At 71.1% G+C, this 20577-nt stretch carries 14 protein-coding genes and 9 pseudogenes; 7 read left to right on the plus strand and 16 right to left on the minus strand.

Going from position 1 to position 20577, the window contains the following annotated elements; translation table 11 throughout:
- Positions 1–3: 3 nt before the first annotated feature.
- From RUTHE_RS18015 to RUTHE_RS08870, 5 genes and pseudogenes are all read right to left on the minus strand, one after another.
- Positions 4–318 (minus strand): annotated as a pseudogene (locus RUTHE_RS18015) (aldose epimerase family protein); the annotation flags it as partial.
- Between the two features lie 36 nt (positions 319–354).
- Positions 355–1203 carry an SMP-30/gluconolactonase/LRE family protein gene (locus RUTHE_RS08855; protein WP_021098035.1) on the minus strand — a complete coding sequence of 283 codons (849 nt, stop codon included), beginning with the start codon at positions 1201–1203 and terminating at the stop codon, positions 355–357.
- Entirely contained in the window at positions 1200–1814 is a 615-nt protein-coding gene (locus RUTHE_RS08860) for a 2-dehydro-3-deoxy-6-phosphogalactonate aldolase (RefSeq protein WP_021098036.1), read from the minus strand. The genes RUTHE_RS08855 and RUTHE_RS08860 overlap by 4 nt, the downstream gene beginning before the upstream one ends.
- Positions 1811–2713: a 2-dehydro-3-deoxygalactonokinase gene (locus RUTHE_RS08865; protein ID WP_040645538.1), complete on the minus strand. Its 903-nt coding sequence runs from the start codon at positions 2711–2713 to the stop codon at positions 1811–1813. Before RUTHE_RS08865 ends, RUTHE_RS08860 begins: the two co-directional genes overlap by 4 nt.
- 82 nt (positions 2714–2795) lie before the next feature.
- Positions 2796–3564: pseudogene (locus tag RUTHE_RS08870) on the minus strand (SDR family NAD(P)-dependent oxidoreductase).
- Positions 3565–3741: 177 nt separating this feature from the next.
- Here RUTHE_RS08870 and RUTHE_RS08875 point away from each other — a divergent pair.
- Positions 3742–4993: pseudogene (locus RUTHE_RS08875) on the plus strand (MFS transporter).
- Between the two features lie 69 nt (positions 4994–5062).
- Here the strand turns inward: RUTHE_RS08875 and RUTHE_RS08880 are convergent.
- The 6 genes and pseudogenes from RUTHE_RS08880 to RUTHE_RS08905 form a co-directional block, all read right to left on the minus strand.
- On the minus strand, positions 5063–6001 hold the full coding sequence (locus tag RUTHE_RS08880; RefSeq protein WP_040645539.1) for an ornithine cyclodeaminase family protein: 939 nt from the start codon (positions 5999–6001) through the stop codon (positions 5063–5065).
- An 11-nt stretch (positions 6002–6012) separates the two neighbouring features.
- Positions 6013–7062 carry a DMT family transporter gene (locus RUTHE_RS08885; RefSeq protein WP_021098041.1) on the minus strand — a complete coding sequence of 350 codons (1050 nt, stop codon included), beginning with the start codon at positions 7060–7062 and terminating at the stop codon, positions 6013–6015.
- A 160-nt stretch (positions 7063–7222) separates the two neighbouring features.
- A pseudogene (locus tag RUTHE_RS08890) lies at positions 7223–7667 on the minus strand (DUF188 domain-containing protein).
- 4 nt (positions 7668–7671) lie between these two features.
- Positions 7672–8649 carry an iron exporter MbfA gene (gene mbfA / locus RUTHE_RS08895; RefSeq protein ID WP_021098043.1) on the minus strand — a complete coding sequence of 326 codons (978 nt, stop codon included), beginning with the start codon at positions 8647–8649 and terminating at the stop codon, positions 7672–7674.
- A gap of 39 nt (positions 8650–8688) precedes the next feature.
- Positions 8689–9438 carry an NYN domain-containing protein gene (locus tag RUTHE_RS08900; protein ID WP_021098044.1) on the minus strand — a complete coding sequence of 250 codons (750 nt, stop codon included), beginning with the start codon at positions 9436–9438 and terminating at the stop codon, positions 8689–8691.
- A gap of 100 nt (positions 9439–9538) precedes the next feature.
- Positions 9539–10671, minus strand: a pseudogene (locus RUTHE_RS08905) (S-(hydroxymethyl)glutathione dehydrogenase/class III alcohol dehydrogenase).
- A gap of 101 nt (positions 10672–10772) precedes the next feature.
- On the opposite strand from RUTHE_RS08905, the gene RUTHE_RS16450 reads away from it, so the two are divergent.
- Both RUTHE_RS16450 and RUTHE_RS08915 read left to right on the plus strand, forming a co-directional pair.
- Positions 10773–11051, plus strand: a complete 279-nt coding sequence (locus RUTHE_RS16450; RefSeq protein WP_245542212.1) for an I78 family peptidase inhibitor — start codon at positions 10773–10775, stop codon at positions 11049–11051.
- Positions 11052–11152: 101 nt separating this feature from the next.
- Positions 11153–11495, plus strand: a pseudogene (locus RUTHE_RS08915) (DUF2794 domain-containing protein).
- A 9-nt stretch (positions 11496–11504) separates the two neighbouring features.
- On the opposite strand, the gene RUTHE_RS08920 reads toward RUTHE_RS08915, so the two are convergent.
- Positions 11505–12365, minus strand: coding sequence for a C40 family peptidase (locus RUTHE_RS08920; protein WP_051150428.1), 861 nt, complete (start codon positions 12363–12365; stop codon positions 11505–11507).
- Positions 12365–13736 (minus strand): annotated as a pseudogene (locus RUTHE_RS08925) (leucyl aminopeptidase family protein). Before RUTHE_RS08925 ends, RUTHE_RS08920 begins: the two are co-directional and overlap by 1 nt.
- A gap of 377 nt (positions 13737–14113) precedes the next feature.
- Between RUTHE_RS08925 and petA the strand changes: the two are divergent.
- The 3 genes and pseudogenes from petA (at position 14114) to RUTHE_RS08940 (ending at position 16945) form a co-directional block, all read left to right on the plus strand.
- Positions 14114–14696: pseudogene (petA, locus tag RUTHE_RS08930) on the plus strand (ubiquinol-cytochrome c reductase iron-sulfur subunit).
- Between the two features lie 12 nt (positions 14697–14708).
- A complete protein-coding gene (locus tag RUTHE_RS08935) occupies positions 14709–16055 on the plus strand; it encodes a cytochrome b (protein WP_021098053.1) in 1347 nt (448 codons plus the stop codon).
- An 8-nt stretch (positions 16056–16063) separates the two neighbouring features.
- Entirely contained in the window at positions 16064–16945 is an 882-nt protein-coding gene (locus RUTHE_RS08940) for a cytochrome c1 (protein WP_040645540.1), read from the plus strand.
- A gap of 120 nt (positions 16946–17065) precedes the next feature.
- Here the strand turns inward: RUTHE_RS08940 and RUTHE_RS08945 are convergent, their stop codons facing one another.
- The 3 genes and pseudogenes from RUTHE_RS08945 to RUTHE_RS08950 all read right to left on the minus strand — a co-directional run bounded on the left by RUTHE_RS08945 (position 17066) and on the right by RUTHE_RS08950 (position 19795).
- A complete protein-coding gene (locus tag RUTHE_RS08945) occupies positions 17066–17752 on the minus strand; it encodes a VOC family protein (protein WP_021098055.1) in 687 nt (228 codons plus the stop codon).
- The gene (locus tag RUTHE_RS18290; RefSeq protein WP_342662226.1) at positions 17685–18002 is read right to left on the minus strand and encodes a VOC family protein; all 318 of its coding nucleotides are present in this window, start codon (positions 18000–18002) and stop codon (positions 17685–17687) included. Before RUTHE_RS18290 ends, RUTHE_RS08945 begins: the two co-directional genes overlap by 68 nt.
- A 363-nt stretch (positions 18003–18365) precedes the next feature.
- Positions 18366–19795: pseudogene (locus tag RUTHE_RS08950) on the minus strand (aldehyde dehydrogenase family protein).
- A 109-nt stretch (positions 19796–19904) separates the two neighbouring features.
- Here RUTHE_RS08950 and RUTHE_RS08955 point away from each other — a divergent pair.
- The gene (locus tag RUTHE_RS08955; protein ID WP_021098058.1) at positions 19905–20561 is read left to right on the plus strand and encodes a peroxiredoxin; all 657 of its coding nucleotides are present in this window, start codon (positions 19905–19907) and stop codon (positions 20559–20561) included.
- Positions 20562–20577 lie beyond the last annotated feature (16 nt).

Raw genomic sequence — 20577 nt, forward strand, 5'->3', positions numbered from 1 at the left:
TGCCGCGTGTTCCGTCACCTCCCAGAGACGGAACTGGATGCCCGCGCTGCCCGAATGGAGGAGATGGGGCCCCTGATTGGCGGGAAAGCGGCAGAGGCGCCCGGCGATTTCGGCCTGGGCCCCGCGCAGGCGGTTGGCGACGGGGCCGACGATGGCACCGTGATAGATCAGCGGTCCGTCCGGCCCCTCATAGAGCGACAGGTCATCCGATCCCACCGTCAGGTCATGGGGGATGCCAGCCAGGCGCAGGCTGCGCAGCGTGGCCCCGCGGGTGAGAAAGCGGGCCGCGAGGCCACCCCCCCGCGATGTCGATGGCATAAACCCTCTCGCCGGAGGCGAGGCTGCCGAAGGGGATCACAGCACGACCCGCGGTTCGGGCTGGCCGCGCCGTCCCGTGGGGATGGCGAAGGTGCGGCCCGAATCGGGGGCCTCCGTCAGGGCGTCCTCTGACAGGCCGGCTGCGGCCGATGTCACGAACAGCGTCGAGAACAGCTCGCCCCCCCAGGCGGGGCAACTGCTCTGGGCGGCGGGCACGGGATAGTATTCGAGCCGCGTGCCATCGGGCGCAAAGCCCCGCACCATGCCCGCGCCCCAGAAGGCGATCCAGATGTTGCCGTCCGCATCCGTGACGGCGCCGTCGGGATGCAGGCCCTCGGCGCGGAAGTCGATGGCTGCCTCCGCCTCGCCGGAGGGCCAGCCATCGGCCTCGGCCAGGGGCTGGCGGCGCAGGATGCCCTCGGCGGTGTCGGTCCACCAGGCAAAGCGCCCCTCGGGGTCGAAGCAGATGGCATTGGGGATGGTGATGCCGCCGGCGATGCGCCGGATCTCGCCCCGGAAATAGCGCCAGATCGCGCCCTTGCCCGTCTCGTGCTTCAGTCCCATGGTCGAGAACCAGAAGCCCCCCCAGGGGTCGGCGCGCCCGTCATTGGGCCGCACGCCGTCGGATTCGATGGGGGCGACGGTCTCGGCCTCGCCGCTGCGCAGATCGAAGCGCACCAGGGCCCCCTGTCTGGCGATCAGCAGGCTGTGGCGATCCACCCATCCCGCGGCCGAGGCGATGCTGTCCAGCCGGTATCGCCGCCCATCGGCGAACAGGCTCCGGCCCAGGATGTCGAACCACAGCAGCTCGCCCCGCTCGGGGTGCCACAGGGCGCCTTCGCCCAGCAGGCAGTTCGTCGCATCATGGATCTGGACGGTGGTCATGGGCTGTCCTCCCTCGCCCTGTCATAGGCCGCAACCAGGGCGCGCGCGCGTTCGCCGACCTGTTCCGCGGTCATGCCCGGCCGGTAGAGGGCCGATCCGATGCCGAATCCGTCTGCCCCGGCCGCCAGCCAGGCGGCGAAGTTCTCCGGCCCCGCGCCGCCCACGGCATAGACGCGCGTGCCGGAGGGCAGGACGGCCCGCATCGCCCGCAGGCCCTCGGGGCCGATCAGACTGCCGGGGAACAGCTTGAGCCCCGTGGCGCCCCAGCGCAGGGCGGCGAAGGCCTCGGTCGGGGTCATCACGCCGGGCCAGCTCTCGAGGCCATGGGCCGCCGCAGCGCGGATCACGGCCTCGTCCGCATTGGGAGAGACGACGATGCGTCCGCCGGCCTCCTTCAGCCTTTCGACCTCCTCGGGGCAGAGCACGGTGCCGGCGCCGACCGTCGCGCGGTCTCCGATGGCGTGGGCCATCGCCCGGATCGAGGCGAAGGGATCGGGCGAATTCAGCGGCACCTCGATGACGGCGATTCCGGCCGCGACCAGGGCCTCGCCCACGGCCACGGCCTCCTCGGGGCGAAGGCCGCGCAGGATGGCGATCAGCGGCCGGCTCATGTCCCTCTCTCCCCGGTCTGTTCCCTGCGGGCGGCCTGCAACCCGGCCAGGGTCACGGCGGTGTCATCGGTCAGGGCGGCGTCCACCCCCTGCATGGCCAGGGCGGCCCGGTAATGGCCCGCCAGCCGCCCGGTTCCGATCAGCGCCACGCGCTCGCCCAGCCACCAGCCGCGCGCGGCCTGGATCTCGGCCCCGATCAGCAGGCCGGACAGGCGCGCGCGGGCGGCGGCCGGCGACAGGGCGGTCAGCAGCGATTCGGCCCGGATCGCGAACAGCCGCGAGGCCAGGGCCTCGGGGCGGGCCATCCCCTCGGTCAGGGCGGCGGCAAAGGCGCCCTCGTCCCAGCCCTCGCCGGCCAGGCTGTGGCGCAGCACGGTATGCGCCGCGATCGCGGCATAGAGCTCGCCGGTCATGAAGCTGCGGAAGCCCACCACTTCGCCCGCGCTCAGGCGCACCCATTTGGAATGGGTCCCCGGCAGGCAGAGGACCCCATCCCAGCCGGGATTGAGCGCGAGGAACCCGGCGACCTGCGTCTCCTCGCCGCGCATGACATCGGGGGGGTCGTCCTGCGCCAGACCGGGCACGATCCGCACATCGAGATCGGGGCCCGAGGGGGCAGGGGTCAGCCCCTTGGCAAGGGGGGGGCCGGGCACCCGGGCATAGCCGGCCTCGGCCCAGCCCTGCCGGGCGCCGGCCATGCCGCAGATCAGGACCGGCATCCGTCCCCCGCCCAGCCAGTCGCCGATGATGTCGCGCAGCGCGCCCTCGAAGTCCTCACGGCGCAGCCGGCCCATGCCGCGGTCCGACCGGGCCTCGGCCAGCGGCTCTCCTGCCTCTGTCATGGCCCAGGCCCGCAGGTTCGACGTGCCCCAGTCCACCGCGATCCAGTCCGGCCTCACTCCTGTCACTTTCTGCCTTCCTCCGTCCGTCGTCCGGTCGTTCCGGTCAGTCTCCCGGTCAGTCTCCCGGTCAGTCTCCCGGTCAGCCTGTGGTCACCACGCCGCCATCGACGACCAGGACCTGCCCGGTCATGGCCCGGCTGGCCCGGGAGGCCAGGAACAGGACCGGCTCCACCATCTCCTCCGGGGTCAGCTCGCGCGGCAGGCATTGCCGTGCCAGATGGGCGGCCAGGGCCTCGGGCGTGACCCAGAGGGCGCGCTGTCGTTCGGTCATCACCCAGCCGGGGGCGATGGCATTCACGCGCACCCCGCGGCCCCCCCATTCCCGCGCCAGGCCGCGCGCCAGCGCCGTGATCCCGGCATTGGCGGCGACATAGGACGGATAGTCGCCCAGTCCCATCATGTAGCTGATGGAGGAGAACAGGACGATCGCCCCGCCGCCTGCTGCGGCCATGCCCGGCAGCACCGCCTGCGCGGCAAAGAAGTAGTGGCGCAGGTTGATGGCCTGATTGTCGTCCCAGAAGTCTGCCGTCACCGCATCCGTGGCATGGCGCGTGTCGTCGGCGGCGGCGGCCACCAGGATCTGCACCGGCCCATGGGCCTGCGCGGCCTCGGCTGCGGCGGCGCGCAGGGCTGCCACATCGCGCAGATCGGCGCGCAGCGCCCGCACCGCCGCCCCCGTCCGTCCGGCGACCGCCGCCGCGAAGGCGGCCCCGTCCAGACGGTCGATGAAGGCCACGCGCGCGCCCTGCGCGGCAAAGCCCTCCACCACCGCCGCGCCGATGCCGCTCGCCCCCCCCGGTGACGAGCACCGAGGCCCCCGCAAGATCGGGAAAGCGTGCGCTGTCCATCCGCCCTGCCTCTCCTCATCCGTTCGGGGGAACCTTCCTTTCCGCCGCGGGGAAAGACAAGGGACCCCCGTCACGCCCGTCACGCTTCGTGACGGCGGCCTTCCGTCACGCCTTGTGATGGCATCCATCACGACAGCGACCGTTGACAGCCGGGGCCGGCGGGCGGATGCCTGCGGCATGCAGCCCGCCTCGCGCCCCGATCCGCTTGTCACGCCCGTCCTGCTTGCGGGATGCGCCGTCATCCTTGTCGGTTTCGCCATCCGGGCGAGCTTCGGCGTCTTCCAGATCCCCATCGCCGAGGAATTCGGCTGGCCGCGGGCCGAATTCAGCCTCGCCATCGCCATCCAGAACCTCGCCTGGGGCTTCGGCCAGCCGCTCTTCGGGGCCCTGGCCGAGAAGATCGGCGACCGCAAGGCGGTGATCCTGGGGGCGCTGGCCTATGCCCTGGGCCTTGTGCTGTCGGCCGGGGCGACGACCCCCATCGCGCATCAGCTCTACGAGGTGCTCGTGGGCCTCGGCATCGCCGGGACGGGATTCGGGGGTGATCCTGGCCGTGGTGGGCCGGGCCTCATCCGAGGCCAACCGCTCGATGTCGCTGGCCATCGTCACGGCGGCCGGGTCGGCGGGGCAGGTGATCGGCGCGCCGCTGGCCGAAGCGCTGCTGGCGCTCATGCCCTGGCAGGGGGTGTTCCTCGCCTTTGCGGCGATGATCCTGGCGGTGCTGGCCGTTCTGCCCTGGATGCGCGCGCCTGCCCCGCCCCGAAAGGCGGAACCGCGCGAGGCGATGGGGGCGGTCGTGCTCGGCGCCCTGCGCGATCCGTCCTTCGGGCTGATCTTCCTCGGCTTCTTCTCCTGCGGCTATCAGCTTGCCTTCGTGACGGCGCATTTCCCGGCCCTGGTGACCGAACTCTGCGCCCCGATCCTGCCGGGCGGGGCGCTCCATAGCCTCGGCATCACGACGACCAGCGCCCTGGGGGCCGTCGCCATCGCGCTGATCGGGCTGTTCAACATCCTCGGCACCCTTGCCGCGGGCTGGGCCGGCAAGCGCTACACGAAGAAGCATGTCCTCGCCCTCATCTACACGGGGCGCACGATCGCCGCAGCGGCCTTCATCCTGCTGCCGGTCACGCCGCTGTCGGTGATCCTGTTCTCGGTCGTCATGGGGGCGCTGTGGCTGGCCACGGTGCCGCTGACATCGGGGCTCGTGGCCCATCTCTACGGGCTGCGCTACATGGGCACGCTCTACGGGATCGTGTTCCTGTCCCATCAGCTCGGGGCCTTCCTCGGCGTGTGGCTGGGGGGGCGGCTCTACGATGCCTATGGCAGCTATACCGCCGTGTGGTGGATCGGCGTGGCGGTCGGGGCCTTCTCGGCGCTTGTCCATCTGGGCATCGAGGAGAGGCCCCGCGCGCTTCCTGCCGCCGCCTGAGCCGCAGACCGCAGAGGGGGGAGAGGGGGCGGCCCGAAGACGGCCCGGCCCTGGGGCGCGTGGGGGCGCTTAGGGCTCGGCCGTGGCCTCCGCCCTCTCGACGGCCTCGAGGATATGGCAGGCCACCATCAGGTCGAGATGGGCCCCGCCCCCGTTCTTGTAGAGGGTGATCTCTTCTGCGCTTTGGCGGGCCAGGGCCGGCCCGTCATAGAGATCGGCCAGGATGTCGCCCTCTGCGATCACGCCGCGGGCGATCGGGTCGCGGAATTCGCCGATATGGGGGATGGTGGTCCGGCGCGAATCGCAGAACAGCCGCGCGCGGCGCAGGGTGTCGTCATCCGCCTCGCGCATGTCGGGGCGATAGGCGCCGATCAGATCGACATGCTGGCCGGGCTGCAGCCATGCACCCCGCAGCACCGGCTCGGTGGCCATGGTCGCACAGGCGATGATGTCGGCCCGGCGCACGGCCTCGGCCAGGTCCGGGGCGAGGGCGGCCCCCGTCTGCGCGGCCAGCGCGGCGGCGCGGGCGGGGGTGCGGTTCCACAGCGTCACGCGGATGCCGGGGAAACCCGCCCGGTAGGCCTCCACCAGCGAGCGCGCCACCGTCCCCGCGCCGATGACCAGCAGCTCGCGCGAATCGGGGCGGGCCAGCCGCAGCGCCCCGAGCAGCGAATCGGCCGCCGTCTTCCACTTCGTGACCAGCGCGAAATCGAGCACCGCGCGCAGCGACCCGTCCTCATCCGACATCAGGTTGACGGCGCCGCCGATGGTGGGGCGGTGGCGGTTGCCGGGAAAGACGGTCGCCGCCTTGACGGCGATGCCCAGCCCCTCGATCCAGGCCGACCGGTTGAGCAGCGTGTCCGCGCCGCGGCGCAGGAAGACATCCTCCATCTGCGCGCGGGGGCGCGCATGGCCGGCCTCGATGGCGCGGGCGACCTCCACCCAGTCCAGGTGCCGTTCCGCCTCGGGGCCGATGATGCGCGGGCCGATCGCGTCCCGTTCTGCCATGCTGTCGTTCCTCATGGGGCCTCGCCCTCGCCACGGGCGGGCGCGGCCATGGTCGTCTTGCGTCCCAGGCGCGTCTCGCGCCAGATGACATAGAGCCCGGCCCCGACGATCAGCGCAATCCCCGTCCAGGCGGTCGCGTCGGGCCAGGTTCCGAAGACCACCGCCCCCCACAGCACGCCCATCGGCACGGCGACATATTCGAAGGGCGCGACCAGCCCCGCCTCGCCCAGCCGGTAGGCCTGAGAGACCATCAGCCCGCCCACCGCGACGGCCAGGCCGGTGGCAAGAAAGAAGGGCCAGTCGCCCGCCGCAGGCCAGGACCAGGCGCGCAGCAGGAAGCGCAGCGAGGGGTTTTCCAGCCCCGCCGCCAGATGCCCGTCCCCGGCGGCCAGGCCCATGCCGCAGGCCACCAGCAGGAAGCCCATCTGCGTCCAGAAGGACATCGCCAGCGGCCCGTCCGTCGGGGCCAGCCGCCGTGTCAGGACATGCATGAGGGCATAGGCCAGCGCCGAACCCAGAACGAGCAGCGCCGCGGGGTCGAGCGTGCCCGATCCCGGCCGCAGCAGGACCAGGACGCCGGCCAGGCCCGTGCCCACCGCCGTCCAGCGGCGCCAGCCCACGCGCTCGCCCAGAAGGGGCCCCGACAGCGCCGTGAGCAGCAGGGGCGCGACGAAGAACAGCGCCACCCCGTCGGCCAGCGGCATCGCAGCGAGCCCGAGGAAGTAGAGGACATTCGAGGCCAGCACGCAGAGCACGCGCAGGGCGTGCAGGCCGGGGCGGCGCGTGCGGATCCCCTCGGCCATGCGCCGCGGCCCCCGCGTCGCCGCCAGCAGCGCCAGCACCAGCGCCATGCCGATCAGCGCCCGCACCAGCACCACCTGATGCAGCGGATAGGCGTCCGAGAGCGCCTTGACGGCCATGTCGTTGACGGTCAGCACGGCGCTGCCCCCGATCGCAAGAAGGATCGGCGCGGCAGCCGCGCCCGGAGCAGCGGCAGGGGCGGCAGCGGCAGGGGCGGCAGCGGCAGGGGGGGCGACGGAACGGGGGGCGGGGGGAGTCATGGCGGTCTCTTCGCAGCATGGCGGCCGGGGGGCGTCTGTCCTGTCCCCGACGCGCCCCGGTCTGCCCGCGCCGCTGCGTCTGCTCCGCCCGGTTCCCGGCCTGCTCTCAGCCCCCTTCTCGGATCCCCCTTCTCGGATCTCCCTTCTCGGATCCCCCTTCTCAGACCCCCCGGAGTGCCCGTTCCAGGGCATCGAGGAAGCGGCGCCGCTCGGCGGCCCCGAAGGCCCGGCTGCGGCCCTGCCGGAAGGGGTCCGCCGCGCGCAGATCGGCGGCCAGGTCGCGCGCGGCCAGCGCCGGTCCGATATTGCCGGGCCCCAGTGCCATGCCATCGGGCCTGACCACGCGGCCCCCGGCCGCGATCACCCGGGCGGCCAGCGGGATGTCCGCCGTCACCGCCACATCGCCCGCCTCGCAGCCCTCGGCGATGACGCGGTCGGCCATGTCCGGCCCCTCGGGCACGATGACGAGCTCGGCTCCCGGATGGGCGGAGGGTCGGATTCCGCCGTTGCAGACGAGCCGCACGCGCCAGCGGTGGCGCAGGCCTGCCGCCACGGCCTCGGGCCCGGACGGGGCAGGCATCGGCGTCGATCCAGAGCGTGGGCACCGCCTCATCCCCCGCCGATCAGCACGCCCGCGGCGAAGACCAGCGCCCCGCCCAGCACGACCTGGAAGATCGCCCGCAGGAAGGGCGTCTGCATGAAGCGGTTCTGGATCCAGACGATGGCCCAGAGCTCCACGAAGACGATGGCGATGGCGATGGCGGTGGCGGTGCGGAAGTCCGGGATCAGATAGGGCAGGGCATGGCCCATGCCGCCCAGCGTGGTCATCACGCCGGTGGCCAGCCCCCGCTTCCAGGCCGCCCCCCGGCCGGAGATCACCCCGTCGTCCGAGGCGACCTCGGTGAAGCCCATGGAGATGCCCGCCCCGACCGAGGCTGCGCTGCCCACAAGGAAGGTCGTCCAGGGATCGCGCGTGGCAAAGGCGGTGGCGAAGATCGGCGCCAGCGTCGAGACCGATCCGTCCATCAGCCCCGCCAGCCCCGGCTGCACCCATGTCAGCACGAACTGCCGATGCGCCCCTGCCGCTTCGGCGCGGCGCGCCTCCTCGGTCAGATGCGTCTCGGCCAGCGTCCTGGCCCGCTCGACATGTCCGGCCTCGGCGGCGGCGAGGCTGCCCAGCAGCTCGCGCGTGCGCGCATCCGTCGTCCGCTTCGCCGCAGCCGCATAGAAGGCTCCCGCCGCCACTTCCATCTCGCGCGCGAGTCCCTGGATGCGCTCGATCCCCAGAGCGGGGTCGAGCCAGACCGGCGCGCGGGCATAGGCCCCCGCGACATGCTCGCGCCGGATCAGCGGGATCACCTCGCCAAAGCGGGCGCGGTAGGCCTCGATCAGCCGGCGGCGGTGATCGTCCTCCTCGGCTGCCATGCCCTCGAACACGGCTGCCGAAGCCGGGAACGCCTCGCGCAGCCGCTCGGCGAAGCCGCGATAGATGCGCGCGTCGTCCTCTTCGTTGGAGATGGCGAGGGCGAGGATCTCGCGCTCGGACAGCTCGTCGAGGCGGCGGCGGGAGGAGAATCGCGACAGCATGCCGCGAATTTAGAATGATTCCAAAAGTCGTCAATCCTCTCAGTCGAGCCGCCGCACGAGAAGCTGGTTGGTCGAATCGCGCCGGGTCTCGAAGATCTTCAGATCCTGGATGAGATCGGACAGCTTCTTGCGGCCATAGGTGCGGGTGTCGAAATCGGGATTGGCGCGCATGATGAACTGTCCCAGCGCGCCCAGCGCATACCATTCCTCTTCCTGGTCGATGGCGTTCATGGCGCGCAGGATGATGTCGCGCGCTTCCTGAAGCGGGGCGGTCGGCCGCGGGCCTTGCGGGGGGGCGGTTTCGGCCGGTTCGGGCTTCTGTCCGGGCGGTGTCGGGCGGGGCGGTGGGGCGCCCAGATTTTCCAGGAAGATGAATCGCTTGCAGACCTTGCGGAAGGCTTCCGGCGTCTTCTGCTGGCCGATGCCGTAGACATCGAGCCCCTGTTCGCGGATGCGGCTGGCCAGGCGCGTGAAGTCCGAATCCGAACTGACCAGCACGAAGCCGTCGAAGCGCCCGGTATGGAGCAGGTCCATGGCGTCGATGACAAGAGAGATGTCCGAGGAATTCTTGCCCACCGAATAGGCCGGCGAATGGGAGGGGACGATCCCGTGTTCCGCCTGCACCTTGTTCCAGCCGGCCATCTGCTGGCTGGTGAAGTCGCCATAGGCGCGGCGCACCGAGGCCTCTCCCAGGGCGGCGATCTCCTCGAAGATGGCGCCGGCATACCGGGGCGAGGTGTTGTCGGCGTCGATGAGGACCGCCAGGAGGGGGCGTTCGGATTCGCGCATGGGCTCGCTCCGGGGCCGGTTGCGGGGCGGGATGGGGGCTGCTGCGGGTCCGCGGGTGCGGGCCGGCGGGCGGGGGTCCGCCGGCGTCTGTCCGGGCGGATCAGTAGATGACGACGCTGCGGATGCTTTCGCCCCGGTGCATCAGGTCGAAGCCTTCGTTGATCCGTTCGAGCGGCAGGGTATGGGTGATCATGGGGTCGATCTCGATCTTGCCCTCCATGTACCAGTCCACGATCTTCGGCACATCCGTGCGGCCCCTCGCGCCGCCGAAGGCGGTGCCCTTCCACACCCGCCCGGTGACGAGCTGGAAGGGCCTTGTGCTGATCTCGGCCCCGGCGGGGGCCACGCCGATGATGACGCTCACCCCCCAGCCGCGATGCGCGCATTCGAGGGCCTGCCGCATGACCTGCACATTGCCCGTGCAGTCGAAGGTATAGTCCGCCCCGCCGATCATGTCGCCCCGCCGCCTGGTCATGTTGACAAGATGCGGCACCATCTCGGCGGGGGGCACCTCGCTGGCATTGACGAAATGCGTCATGCCGAAGCGGCGGCCCCAGGCCTCGCGCGCGGGGTTGAGATCCACGCCGATGATCATGTCCGCCCCGGCCAGGCGCAGCCCCTGGATGACGTTGAGCCCGATCCCCCCCCAGGCCGAAGACGACCGCGGTCGCCCCCGTCTCCACCTGCGCGGTATTGAGCACCGCGCCGATGCCGGTCGTCACGCCGCAGCCGATATAGCAGATCTTGTCGAAGGGGGCGTCCTCGCGCACCTTCGCCACGGCGATCTCGGGCAGCACCGTGTGGTGGGAGAAGGTCGAACACCCCATGTAGTGCAGCACCGGCGTGCCGTCGGTCAGGCGAAAGCGGGTCGTGCCGTCGGGCATCAGGCCCTGGCCCTGGGTGGCGCGGATCGCGGTGCAGAGATTCGTCTTGCGGCTCAGGCAGGACGGGCATTCCCGGCATTCGGGCGTGTAGAGCGGGATGACATGGTCGCCCGGCTTCACCGATTTCACCCCGGGGCCGACCTCGACGACCACCCCGCCCCTCATGGCCGAGGATCGAGGGGAACAGCCCTTCGGGATCCGCGCCCGACAGGGTGAATTCGTCGGTATGGCAGATGCCGGTGGCGCGGATCTCCACCATCACCTCGCCTTCGCGGGGGCCCTCGAGCTCTACCTCCATGATCTCGAGCGGGCTGGCGGCCTTCAGGGCCACGGCGGCGCGGGTGCGCATGGATGATCCTCCCTCGGGTCTTCGGCGGAAACAGGCTTGCCCCGAAGGGCGGGGCTTTTCAACCGCTGGCGCAGGCCGGTCCGGATGCTAATCTCGGCGGCATGCGAATCCTCCGTCCTTTCTCCCTCCTGCTGGCTGCCCTGCCGGTGCTTCCGGCCTGCATGCCGATGGCCCCCGCCATGCCCCCCGCCACCTGCGACGAGGCCGCCCTGTCGGCCGAGTTCCTGGGTCGCGACGCCGCCCTGATCGATCCGGCGGCCTTTCCCGGACCGGTGCGCATCATCCGCCCCGGCGACATGGTGACGATGGACTACAACCCCAACCGCATCAATTTCCAGCTTGATGCGCAGGACCGCGTCGCCAGCGTCACCTGCGGCTGACCCCAAGGCCCCGGCCCGGTCGCGACAGGGGCGGCCGCAACGGGGGATGGCGCGGGCGGGCAGGGCTTGATCCGCGCCGCGGGGCGCCCCAGAGTCGGGGAATGACTGCGCTCACGCTGCCCTTTCCCTCTGCCGCCGCCATCGCCCCCGCCGTCTCCTTCGACAGGGCAGAGCTGTCGGCGATTCTCTCGCTCTACGGGCGGATGGTCGCCGCCGGCGAATGGCGCGACTAGTGCGATCACCCATCGCGCCGATGTGGCGGTCTTTGCCGTCTTCCGGCGCACGGCCGAACGTCCCCTCTACCGCATCGAGAAGCGTCCCGCCCTGCGCCACCGGCAGGGGCAGTTCGCGGTCCTGGGCGAACTGGGCCAGATCCTGCGCCGCGGCCACGATCTGGCGCAGGTGCTGCGCGTGCTCGAGCCCAAGCCCCGGCCGGTGGACTAGGCCGGTGGACTAGGCCGGTGGACTAGCCGGGGCCGGGGGGCGGTCCGGCCCGATGATGCGGCGCCGTGCCACCACCTCGCCCTCGCCCTGGGCACGGATGCGGGCGATGGCGGCCTCCAGCGGCTCATAGGTGACGGCCATGCGATGGGCATTGGCGTGGATCAGCGTCCTGTCGTCCACGGCCATCGCCACATGGCCTGGCCAGAACAGCAGGTCGCCCCGCTGCAGCGCTTCGCCGTCGGCCAGGGCCTCGCCCAGATCCTGCTGCAGGTCGCTGTCGCCGGGACAGGGGATGGCACAGGCCAGCAGCGCCGCCTGCACCAGGCCCGAACAGTCGATTCCCAGCACCGAGTTGCCGCCCCACAGATAGGGCACCCCGAAGAAGAGCTGTGCCACCGTCGCCGGATCGGCGAAGGGCCGGTCGAGCGGGCGCAGATGGGGCTTCGGGACATAGCCCTCGGGGGTTTCCCAGAAGCGCTTGCGCTCGGCCGTGACGGTGATGCGGGCGCCGAAGGACAGATGGCACAGATCGCCGCCCTTGAAACTCTCGCTCTCGTAGAGATGGGTGGCAGGCACGGCGACGCGATGCGTGGCCTCCCGCGCGGGGGCGAGCGCCTCGGCCCGCATCCAGCCCACATAGCCGTCGCGCGCGGCCTCGACGAAGGCCCATCCCTCGCGCTCCTCATACAGGATCGCCTCCTCGCCCCACAGGAGCTGACGGTCGCGCATCCCCCCCGGCTGGCGCCGCAGATCGGCCACGGGCAGGGCGATGCGGCGCCGCTCGCCGGGGACGAAGCGCTCGGCCGGGACCAGGCCGCGCAGCCGTTCCGCGGCGACCCGGCCCGAGAAGGGGGTCAGGCGGGGGTCCATCACAGGCCCAGCGCCTCGGGCAGGGCGGCCAGCAGCGCCCGCCCGCCCTGCCACAGCCCGCCCTTCGGGCGCCCCGGCTGATCGGACTGGCTCCAGGCATAGATGTCGAAATGGACGTATCGCGGCGGGGCAAAGCGGCGCAGGAACAGCGCTGCGGTGATCGCCCCCGCCATCCCCCCCGACGGCGCATTGTCGAGATCGGCGATCCCCGGTTCGATCAGCCCCTCGTAAGGGGCGTGGAAGGGCAGGCGCCAGACGGGATCGAACCAGTCCTGCCCGCCCTGCATCAGCGCCCCGGCCAGCGCATCGTCATCGGTGAAGAAGGGGGCGATGTCCGGCCCCACCGCGACCCGCGCCGCTCCGGTCAGCGTGGCAAAGCTGGCCGTCAGGCCCGGCTCGCCCTCGGCCGCAAGGGCCAGCGCATCGGCCAGGATCAGCCGCCCTTCGGCATCGGTGTTGTTGACCTCGACGGTGAGGCCCTTGCGCGATCGCAGGATGTCGCCGGGGCGGAAGGAATCGGGCCCCAGCGCATTCTCGACCGCCGGGATCAGCAGGCGCAGCCGGATCCGCAGGCCGGCCTCCATCACCACCTGCGCGCAGGCCAGCGCCGCCGCCGCGCCCCCCATGTCCTTCTTCATCAGCAGCATGGAGGCCGATGGCTTGATGTCGAGCCCGCCGGTGTCGAAGCATACCCCCTTGCCGACAAGCGTGAGGGCCGGCCCGGCCTCGCCCCAGACCATCTCGATGAGGCGCGGGGCGCGGCGCGGGGGGGGCGGCGCGGCCGACCGCGGCGATGAGGGGAAATCCCCTCTCCAGCGCCTCGCCCCGGATCGTCGTCACCCTGGCGCCGAAGGGTGCGGCGACCTCGCGCACGGCCGCCTCGAGCTCGGCCGGGCCCAGATCCCCGGCCGGCGTATTGATCAGATCGCGGGCAAGCCGCTCGGCCCGGGCGAGGCGCTCGATGGCCGGGGCATCGACCCCCTCGGGGGCGATCAGGCGCGCGCGGGGGGCCTCGCGGTCCCTGTAGCGGGCGAAGCGGTATCCCTCGAGCAGCCAGCCCAGGGCCGTCTCGCGCGCCTCAGCGGCGGTGGCGCCCTCGAGCCGCCAGATTCCCGCGGGCAGGATCTGCGCCGCCCGGGCCAGGGCAAAGCGCTGGCGCAGGCGCGCTTCGGCCGTGCCGCATCCCAGCAGCGCCCCGGCGAGTCCCCCCTCCGCCGGCAGCAGGGCCACCTCTCCCGCGGTCGCGCGAAAGCCGGTGGCGCGGAGGAAATCCGCCTGTGCCGGGGGCAGCGCGGCCAGCGTCGTCTCCAGCGCCTCCGGGGCGACCGCCGTCAGGGGCAGGGCAGGGACACCGGCGGGGGCGAAACGCATCGGGTCCGCGGCGGGCTGGCTGGCGGCGGTGCCGTCGGGGGGCGGCGTCGGTCAAGGCGGTCTCCTCGGGCGGCCTCTTCGGGGCGAAGGCCGCGCCAGCCTAGCCGCCGCCGTTCCCGCCGCAAGACGCCCCGCCCTTGTTCCGCCCCCCTTGTTCCGCCCGATGGCCCTGCCCGGGCCGGAGAATGGGGGCTTGGGCCCGCTTCGTCTGCGTCGCGTCGTTGCGCCGCGGGATCGGGCGCCGGCAACCCGCCGGCGGACGCTGGACGGGCGGGATTTCCATGGCTAAACACGCGCCCGAAAGGGCGGGCTGCCGGGTGGTCCGCCCCCAGCCATCATGGGCGGCCTGTCCGCCTCAGCCGAAGAGAGAGGTTCCCGTGTCGCAGACCGAAGCACCGCAGGGCACCCGCCGCGATTTCATCTATTACGCGACGGCCGGCGCCGGCGCGGTCGTGACGGGGGCAGCCGTCTGGCCGCTCATCGACCAGATGAACCCTTCCGCCGATGTCCAGGCGCTCAGCACGATCCGTGTGGATGTCAGCGCGGTCGCGCCGGGAACGCAGATCACCGTCCTCTGGCAGGGCAAGCCGGTCTTCATCCGCGCCCGCACCGAGGAGGAGATCGCGGCCGCCCGCGAGGCCGATGTGGCCAGCCTGCCCGATCCGGAGGCCAACAACGCCAATCTTCCGGCCGATGCGCCCGCGTCCGACGACAACCGCGCCCTGCCCAATCCCGAAGGGTCCGAGCTGCCGGAAGGCACCTGGCTCGTGCAGATGGGGGGTCTGCACCCATCTGGGTTGCGTGCCTCTGGGCGAATCGGGGGATTTCGGCGGCTGGTTCTGCCCCTGCCACGGCTCGCATTACGACACGGCGGGCCGCATCCGTCGCGGCCCGGCGCCGCGCAACCTTCCTGTCCCCGTCGCGACCTTCGTGGACGCGACCACCATCCAGATCGGCTGAGGAGCCTGCCCCATGTCCGGTGTCCTGCATGACGACTACGTCCCCAAGACCCGCGGAGAGAAGTGGCTCGAACGGCGGCTGCCCGTCCTCTCGCTGATCCACAATTTCATCACGATCCGCACGCCCAAGAATCTCAACTGGATGTGGATCTGGGGGATCGTGCTGACCTTTGCCCTGGTCGGCCAGATCGTCACCGGCGTCGTGCTGGTCATGCACTACACGCCGCATGTGGACATGGCCTTCGCCTCGGTCGAACACATCATGCGCAATGTGAATGCGGGTCACATGATCCGCTATTTCCACATGAACGGCGCATCGCTGATGTTCTTCGCCGTCTACATGCACATCTTCCGCAGCCTCTATTACGGGAACTACAAGTCCCCGCGCGAGGTGACCTGGATCATCGGCATTCTGATGTTCCTGATCATGATGGGCACGGCCTTCATGGGCTATGTCCTGCCCTGGGGCCAGATGTCCTTCCACGGGACGGCGGTGATCACCGGCCTGTTCGGCGCCATTCCCTTCGTGGGCGAATCCATCCAGACCTGGCTGCTCGGGGCCGGGGCGGTCGGTCAGCCGGCGCTCAACCGCTTCTTCTCGCTGCATTATCTGCTGCCCTTCGTGCTGCTGGGGCTGACCATCGTGCATATGTGGGCCTTCCATACCACGGGCAACGGCAACCCCACCGGGGTGGAGGTGCGCCGCTCCTCGGTCGAGGAGGCCAAGCGCGACACCGTTCCCTTCTGGCCCTATTTCGTGATCAAGGACCTGTTCGCCCTGGCGGTGATCCTGGCGGTGTTCTTCGCCATCGTCGGCTTCATGCCGAACTTCCTCGGCCATCCGGACAACTATGTTCCGGCCAATGCGCTGGTGACCCCGTCGCATATCGTGCCGGAATGGTATTTCCTGCCCTTCTACGCGATCCTGCGCGCCTTCACCGCGGATGTCTGGGTGGTGATCGCGGTCAACTGGCTGTCCTTCGGGATCATCGACGCCAAGTTCTTCGGCGTGCTGGCGATGTTCGGGGCGATCCTGGTGATGGCTCTGGCGCCCTGGCTCGACACCTCGCTGGTGCGTTCGGGCCGCTACCGGCCGATGTTCCGCTGGTGGTATGCGCTTCTGGTGCTGGACTTCATCATGCTGATGTGGGTCGGCGCCATGCCGGCCGAGGGGATCTATCCCTACATCGCCCTGATCGGTGCCACCTACTGGTTCGCCTATTTCCTGGTGATCCTCCCGCTGCTCGGCATCCTCGAGCGGCCCGCCACCCCGCCCGTGTCGATCGAGGCCGATTTCGCCGCCCGCCACGCCGCGAAGACCGGCGGCAGCAAGCAGTTCGGCGCCCAGCCCGCCGAGTGATGAGGACCATGACGATGCTCAAGCGACTCGCCCTCGGCGCCGCCCTCGCCCTCTCTGCGCCCCTTGCCGTCCAGGCGGCGGGCGAGGGGGAGGTGACGGATTTCGCCTTCCCCTTCGAGGGACCCTTCGGCGCCTACGACCCGATCCAGCTCCAGCGCGGCCTCAAGGTCTTCACCGAGATCTGCTCCGCCTGCCATGGCCTGAGCTACGTCGCCTACCGCAACCTCAGCGAGCCCGGCGGCCCCGAGCTCCCCGAGGAGCAGATGCGCGCCTATGCCGAACAGTTCACCGTCTTCGATCCCACGCTCGATGACGGCATGGGCGCCGAGCGGCCGGCGACGCCCGCGGACCGCTTTCCGCGCTCGAGCCTGTCGAACGCCCCCGACCTCAGCCTGATGGCCAAGGCCCGGGCCGGCTTCCAAGGCCCCTACGGCACCGGCCTCAACCAGCTCTTCAACGGCATGGGCGGGGCGGAATACATCGCCTCGATCCTGACCGGTTACCGCGAGCCGCCGGACTGCGCGCCCGAGGACTTCGAAGGCTACTACAACATCGCCTTCGCCGCCGGCGGCTACCCGGAGGAGTGCAAGGACGAGGAGGGGCACCACCTCTATCCCGGCTCCTGGATCGCGATGGCCCCGCCGCTCGACGACGGTGTCGTGACCTTCGATGACGGCGCGCCCAACACGCTCGAACATCAGGCCGTGGATGTGGCCGCCTTCCTGATGTGGGCAGCCGAACCGAAGCTGAACCAGCGCAAGCAGGCAGGGCTGACCGGCGTGCTCTTCCTCACGGTCCTCGCCGTGCTGCTCTATCTGACCAACAAGCGGCTGTGGGCGGGTGTGAAGGCCGGCGCCCAGCCTGGCGGACGCGAGCGGACCGGCGCCTGAGCCTGGACCGGCGCCAAAGGCCGCAGCCATTCCTCAGGGGCGCCCCGCAGGGCGGCCCTTGTCGTCGGCGGACGGCCCCCCATGCCGATCGGGGATGACCGGGTTGCCGCCGCGCGGCGATCAGGCCGGGCCCCCCGCCGGGTCCTCCATCGCGAGCCCCGGCAGGGGCTGGAGCGAGCGGATCAGCCGCGGGCGCAGATGGGCATGCTGGCGCGGCAGGCGCAGCACGCGGCCCAGGGCCTCGGGCGGCTCGTCCCGGGCAAAGCCCGGTTCCTCGGTGGCCAGCTCGAAGAGGATGCCGCCGGGCGTGCGGACATAGACCGACTGGAAATAGTCGCGGTCGATCGGCGGCGTCGGCCGCAGGCCCAGATCGACGAAGCCCTGCCGTACCGCGTCTTGTGCGGCCCTGTCGGGGACGGAGAAGGCGATGTGGTGCACGCTTCCCGCGCCCTGGCGGGCTGGCGGGGCGTCGCGATCCTCGTGCAGGTCCAGGGCATCGGCGCCGTTCCCGGCGATGCGCATGCGGGTCCATGGCCCCTCGCGTCCGTCCTCGCGATAGCCCAGGGCCGCCAGCAGATCGACCATCGGCCGCGCATCGCGCAGGGTGAGCGTCACGGAATGGAGCCCCCTCACGGCTGATCCGGCGGGCAGGCCTTCGCCCGTCCAGGGCGCGCGCCCATCCGTCGTGCCGACCAGGGCGATGCCCTCGCCATCGGGCCCCTCGAGTGCCAGCCGCGCCTCACCGAAGCGCGTCTCCCTGCGGCCGCCCAGACGGTCCTGCCAGAAGGGCAGGCTGTCTTCCGGCACCGCGAAGGCGGTCTCGCCGGCCTCGCCGGCCCCGCGCGTGCCGCGTGCGGCATGGGAAGGGAAAGGCGGTCATCAGCGATCCCGGATCGCCCGTCCCGGTCCCGAAATAGAGGTGATAGACCTCGGGCGCGTCGAAATTGACCGTGACCTTGACCCGGCGCAGCCCGAGCCGCCCGCGCCAGAAGGCTTCGTTCCTCTGTGCGTCCGAGGCGAGGGTGGTGACATGGTGAAGCCCGTTGACCGTCCGCATGGCCGATTCCCCCTGTGTATCCTGTGCAAGGTAAGGCCGGGCCGGGCCGCTCCAAGGCGCAGGGGCGCAGGGGGCCTGTGCACGGCGAGGGGGCTCGGGCGCGGACAGGGCGGACGGGGGTGGGGGCGAGGGCGGCGCTCTGGCCGCGCCGCCCGGGGATGACCGGTCAGGATCGGGGCGAATCGGGGGGTGTTGCGCGAATCGGGGGCGCAGCGCGCGGTGCCGTAACGAAGCGTTAATCCTTCACGCCCAGACTGGCCCCGAAAGGAGCCCCGATTCTGTCATGACCGTTCCCGCCCTCTCCAGAGCTGTGCCTTGCCCCCCCCCGGGGAGGGGCGCGCATGCCGGGGCTCGGCGGCGGCCTCACCAGCCGGAGATCGACTTCACCTCGAGGAACTCCTCGATGCCCCAGATCCCGCCCTCGCGCGCGCGGCCGGAGGCCTTGGTGCCGCCAAAGGGGGCGCCCTTTCCGCGGCTCTGGCCGTTCATCTCCACCATGCCGGCCTTGAGCCGCCGGGCCAGGCGGTGCCGCCGCGCTTCATCAGCGGTCTGGACGTAGTTGGTCAGGCCGTAATCGGTGTCGTTGGCGATGGCGACGGCCTCATCCTCGCTGTCGAAGGGCATGATCGACAGGACAGGGCCGAAGATCTCGATCCGCTCGATGCTCATGCCCGGCTTCACATCGGCAAAGACGGTGGGCCGCACGAAGTAGCCGCGGTTGAGATGCTCGGGCCGTCCCGGACCCCCGGCGACGAGGCGTGCGCCTTCCTCGATTCCCTTCTGGATCAGGCCCTGCACATGCTCCCACTGGCGGGCATTGACGACGGGGCCGATATGGTCGCCGGCGTCATGTGCGGGGCCTACCCGGGTGTCTTCGGCGATGCGGCGGGCCGTCTCCACGGCGGCATCGTAGAGCGGCCGTTCGACCAGCATCCGGGTCGGGGCGTTGCAGCTCTGGCCGGTGTTCTCCATGACATGGCGCACGCCGCGTTCGACGGCCCGCCCGTCGGCATCGGCGAAGATCAGATTGGCGCCCTTGCCGCCCAGCTCCAGCGTCACGCGCTTGAATGTGTCGGCCGCCGCATGGGAGATGGCCCGTCCCGCCCGCGTGGATCCGGTGAAGGAGACCATCTCGATGTCGGGATGGGCCGACAGCCGGGCCCCGGCGCCGGGCCGTCGCCCTGGATCATGTTGAAGACGCCGGGCGGGCATCCGGCCTCATGCAGCATCTCGGCCACCACACAGGCAGAGAGGGGCGCCTGTTCGGACGGCTTGAGCACCATCGTGCATCCCGCAAGCAGCGCCGGGATCACCTTGAGGGCGATCTGATTGGCCGGCCAGTTCCAGGGGGTGATGAGCGCAACCACCCCGATCGGCTCCATGGCGATCATGCTGCCCTTGGCATGGGGGCCGAGGGGGCGCAGCCATTCGATCCGGTCAAAGGCCTCGAGAAAGCCTTCGAGATGCCAGGAGAAGGCGGGGGCCTGTTCGGCGCGGGCGAAATCGATGGGCGCGCCCATCTCGAGGCTGATGGCCCGGGCGAGGTCCTCTTCCCGTCGGCGGTATTGCTCGAGGATGCGTTCGACAAGCGCGCGTCGCTCGGCCGGGGCGGTGGCAGACCAGGCGGGGAGCGCGGCCCGGGCGGCGGCGACGGCGGCCTCCACATCCGCGGGGCTGGCCAGGACGATTGTCACCGCCCCCTCCTCGGTCGAGGGGTCGATGACGACATGCTCCTGCCCGCCCTGCGACGGCACCCAGCGGCCGCCGATGTAATGCTCCCGCTTTTCGATCATGGCGGATTCTCCCCTGTCGCTGTGGCGCCCCGCGGGACGCGCCCCTATATTGACGCCCGGCAGCGCGGGGGCCAGCCCCCCGCGCGACAGCCTGGAAGGGAGAACCGGCATGGGCCTGCGCATCAACGACACTGTTCCCGATCTGACCATCGAGACGGATCAGGGCACCATTCGCCTGCACGACTGGATCGGCGACAGCTGGGCGGTGATCTTCAGCCATCCCAAGGACTTCACCCCCGTCTGCACGACCGAGTTCGGGGCCGTGGCGCGACTTCGGGAGGAGTGGGAGAAGCGGGGCGTGAAGGTGCTCGGCATCTCGGTGGACGGGGTGGAGGATCACCTCCGCTGGAAGGCCGATATCGAGGCGGCGGGGGGGGCCCATCCCGGCTTCCCGATCGCCGCGGACAAGGACCTGACGGTCTCCAAGGCCTTCGACATGCTGCCGGCCGAGGCCTGGCTGCCCGACAACCCGACGCCCAACGACACGGCGACCGTGCGGTCGGTCTTCATCATTGGCCCGGACAAGAAGATCAAGCTGTCCATGACCTATCCGATGAATGTCGGCCGCAACTTCGCCGAGATCCTGCGCGCGCTGGATGCGCTCCAGACCGCCGCCAGGGCCGGGGTGGCGACGCCGGCCGACTGGAACCAGGGCGAGGATGTCATCATTCCGCTCTCCGTCCCGGACGAGGAGGCGGCGAAGAAGTATCCCGGCTATCAGGCCGTCCTGCCCTATCTGCGCAAGACGAAGCTGCCCGCGGCCTGATCCGCGGCAGGGCAGG

The sequence above is a fragment of the Rubellimicrobium thermophilum DSM 16684 genome (assembly GCF_000442315.1).
Lineage (GTDB): Bacteria > Pseudomonadota > Alphaproteobacteria > Rhodobacterales > Rhodobacteraceae > Rubellimicrobium > Rubellimicrobium thermophilum.

What these genes read in the sequence shown, in the direction of transcription:
- RUTHE_RS08855 (WP_021098035.1), bottom strand. Translation starts at nt 1,203, where the DNA reads ATGACCACCGTCCAGATCCATGATGCGACGAACTGCCTGCTGGGCGAA.
- RUTHE_RS08860 (WP_021098036.1), bottom strand. Translation starts at nt 1,814, where the DNA reads ATGAGCCGGCCGCTGATCGCCATCCTGCGCGGCCTTCGCCCCGAGGAG.
- RUTHE_RS08880 (WP_040645539.1), bottom strand. Translation starts at nt 6,001, where the DNA reads ATGGCAGAACGGGACGCGATCGGCCCGCGCATCATCGGCCCCGAGGCG.
- RUTHE_RS08885 (WP_021098041.1), bottom strand. Translation starts at nt 7,062, where the DNA reads ATGACTCCCCCCGCCCCCCGTTCCGTCGCCCCCCCTGCCGCTGCCGCC.
- mbfA (WP_021098043.1), bottom strand. Translation starts at nt 8,649, where the DNA reads ATGCTGTCGCGATTCTCCTCCCGCCGCCGCCTCGACGAGCTGTCCGAG.
- RUTHE_RS08900 (WP_021098044.1), bottom strand. Translation starts at nt 9,438, where the DNA reads ATGCGCGAATCCGAACGCCCCCTCCTGGCGGTCCTCATCGACGCCGAC.
- RUTHE_RS16450 (WP_245542212.1), top strand. Translation starts at nt 10,773, where the DNA reads ATGCGAATCCTCCGTCCTTTCTCCCTCCTGCTGGCTGCCCTGCCGGTG.
- RUTHE_RS08920 (WP_051150428.1), bottom strand. Translation starts at nt 12,365, where the DNA reads ATGGACCCCCGCCTGACCCCCTTCTCGGGCCGGGTCGCCGCGGAACGG.
- RUTHE_RS08935 (WP_021098053.1), top strand. Translation starts at nt 14,709, where the DNA reads ATGTCCGGTGTCCTGCATGACGACTACGTCCCCAAGACCCGCGGAGAG.
- RUTHE_RS08940 (WP_040645540.1), top strand. Translation starts at nt 16,064, where the DNA reads ATGACGATGCTCAAGCGACTCGCCCTCGGCGCCGCCCTCGCCCTCTCT.
- RUTHE_RS18290 (WP_342662226.1), bottom strand. Translation starts at nt 18,002, where the DNA reads ATGCGGACGGTCAACGGGCTTCACCATGTCACCACCCTCGCCTCGGAC.
- RUTHE_RS08955 (WP_021098058.1), top strand. Translation starts at nt 19,905, where the DNA reads ATGGGCCTGCGCATCAACGACACTGTTCCCGATCTGACCATCGAGACG.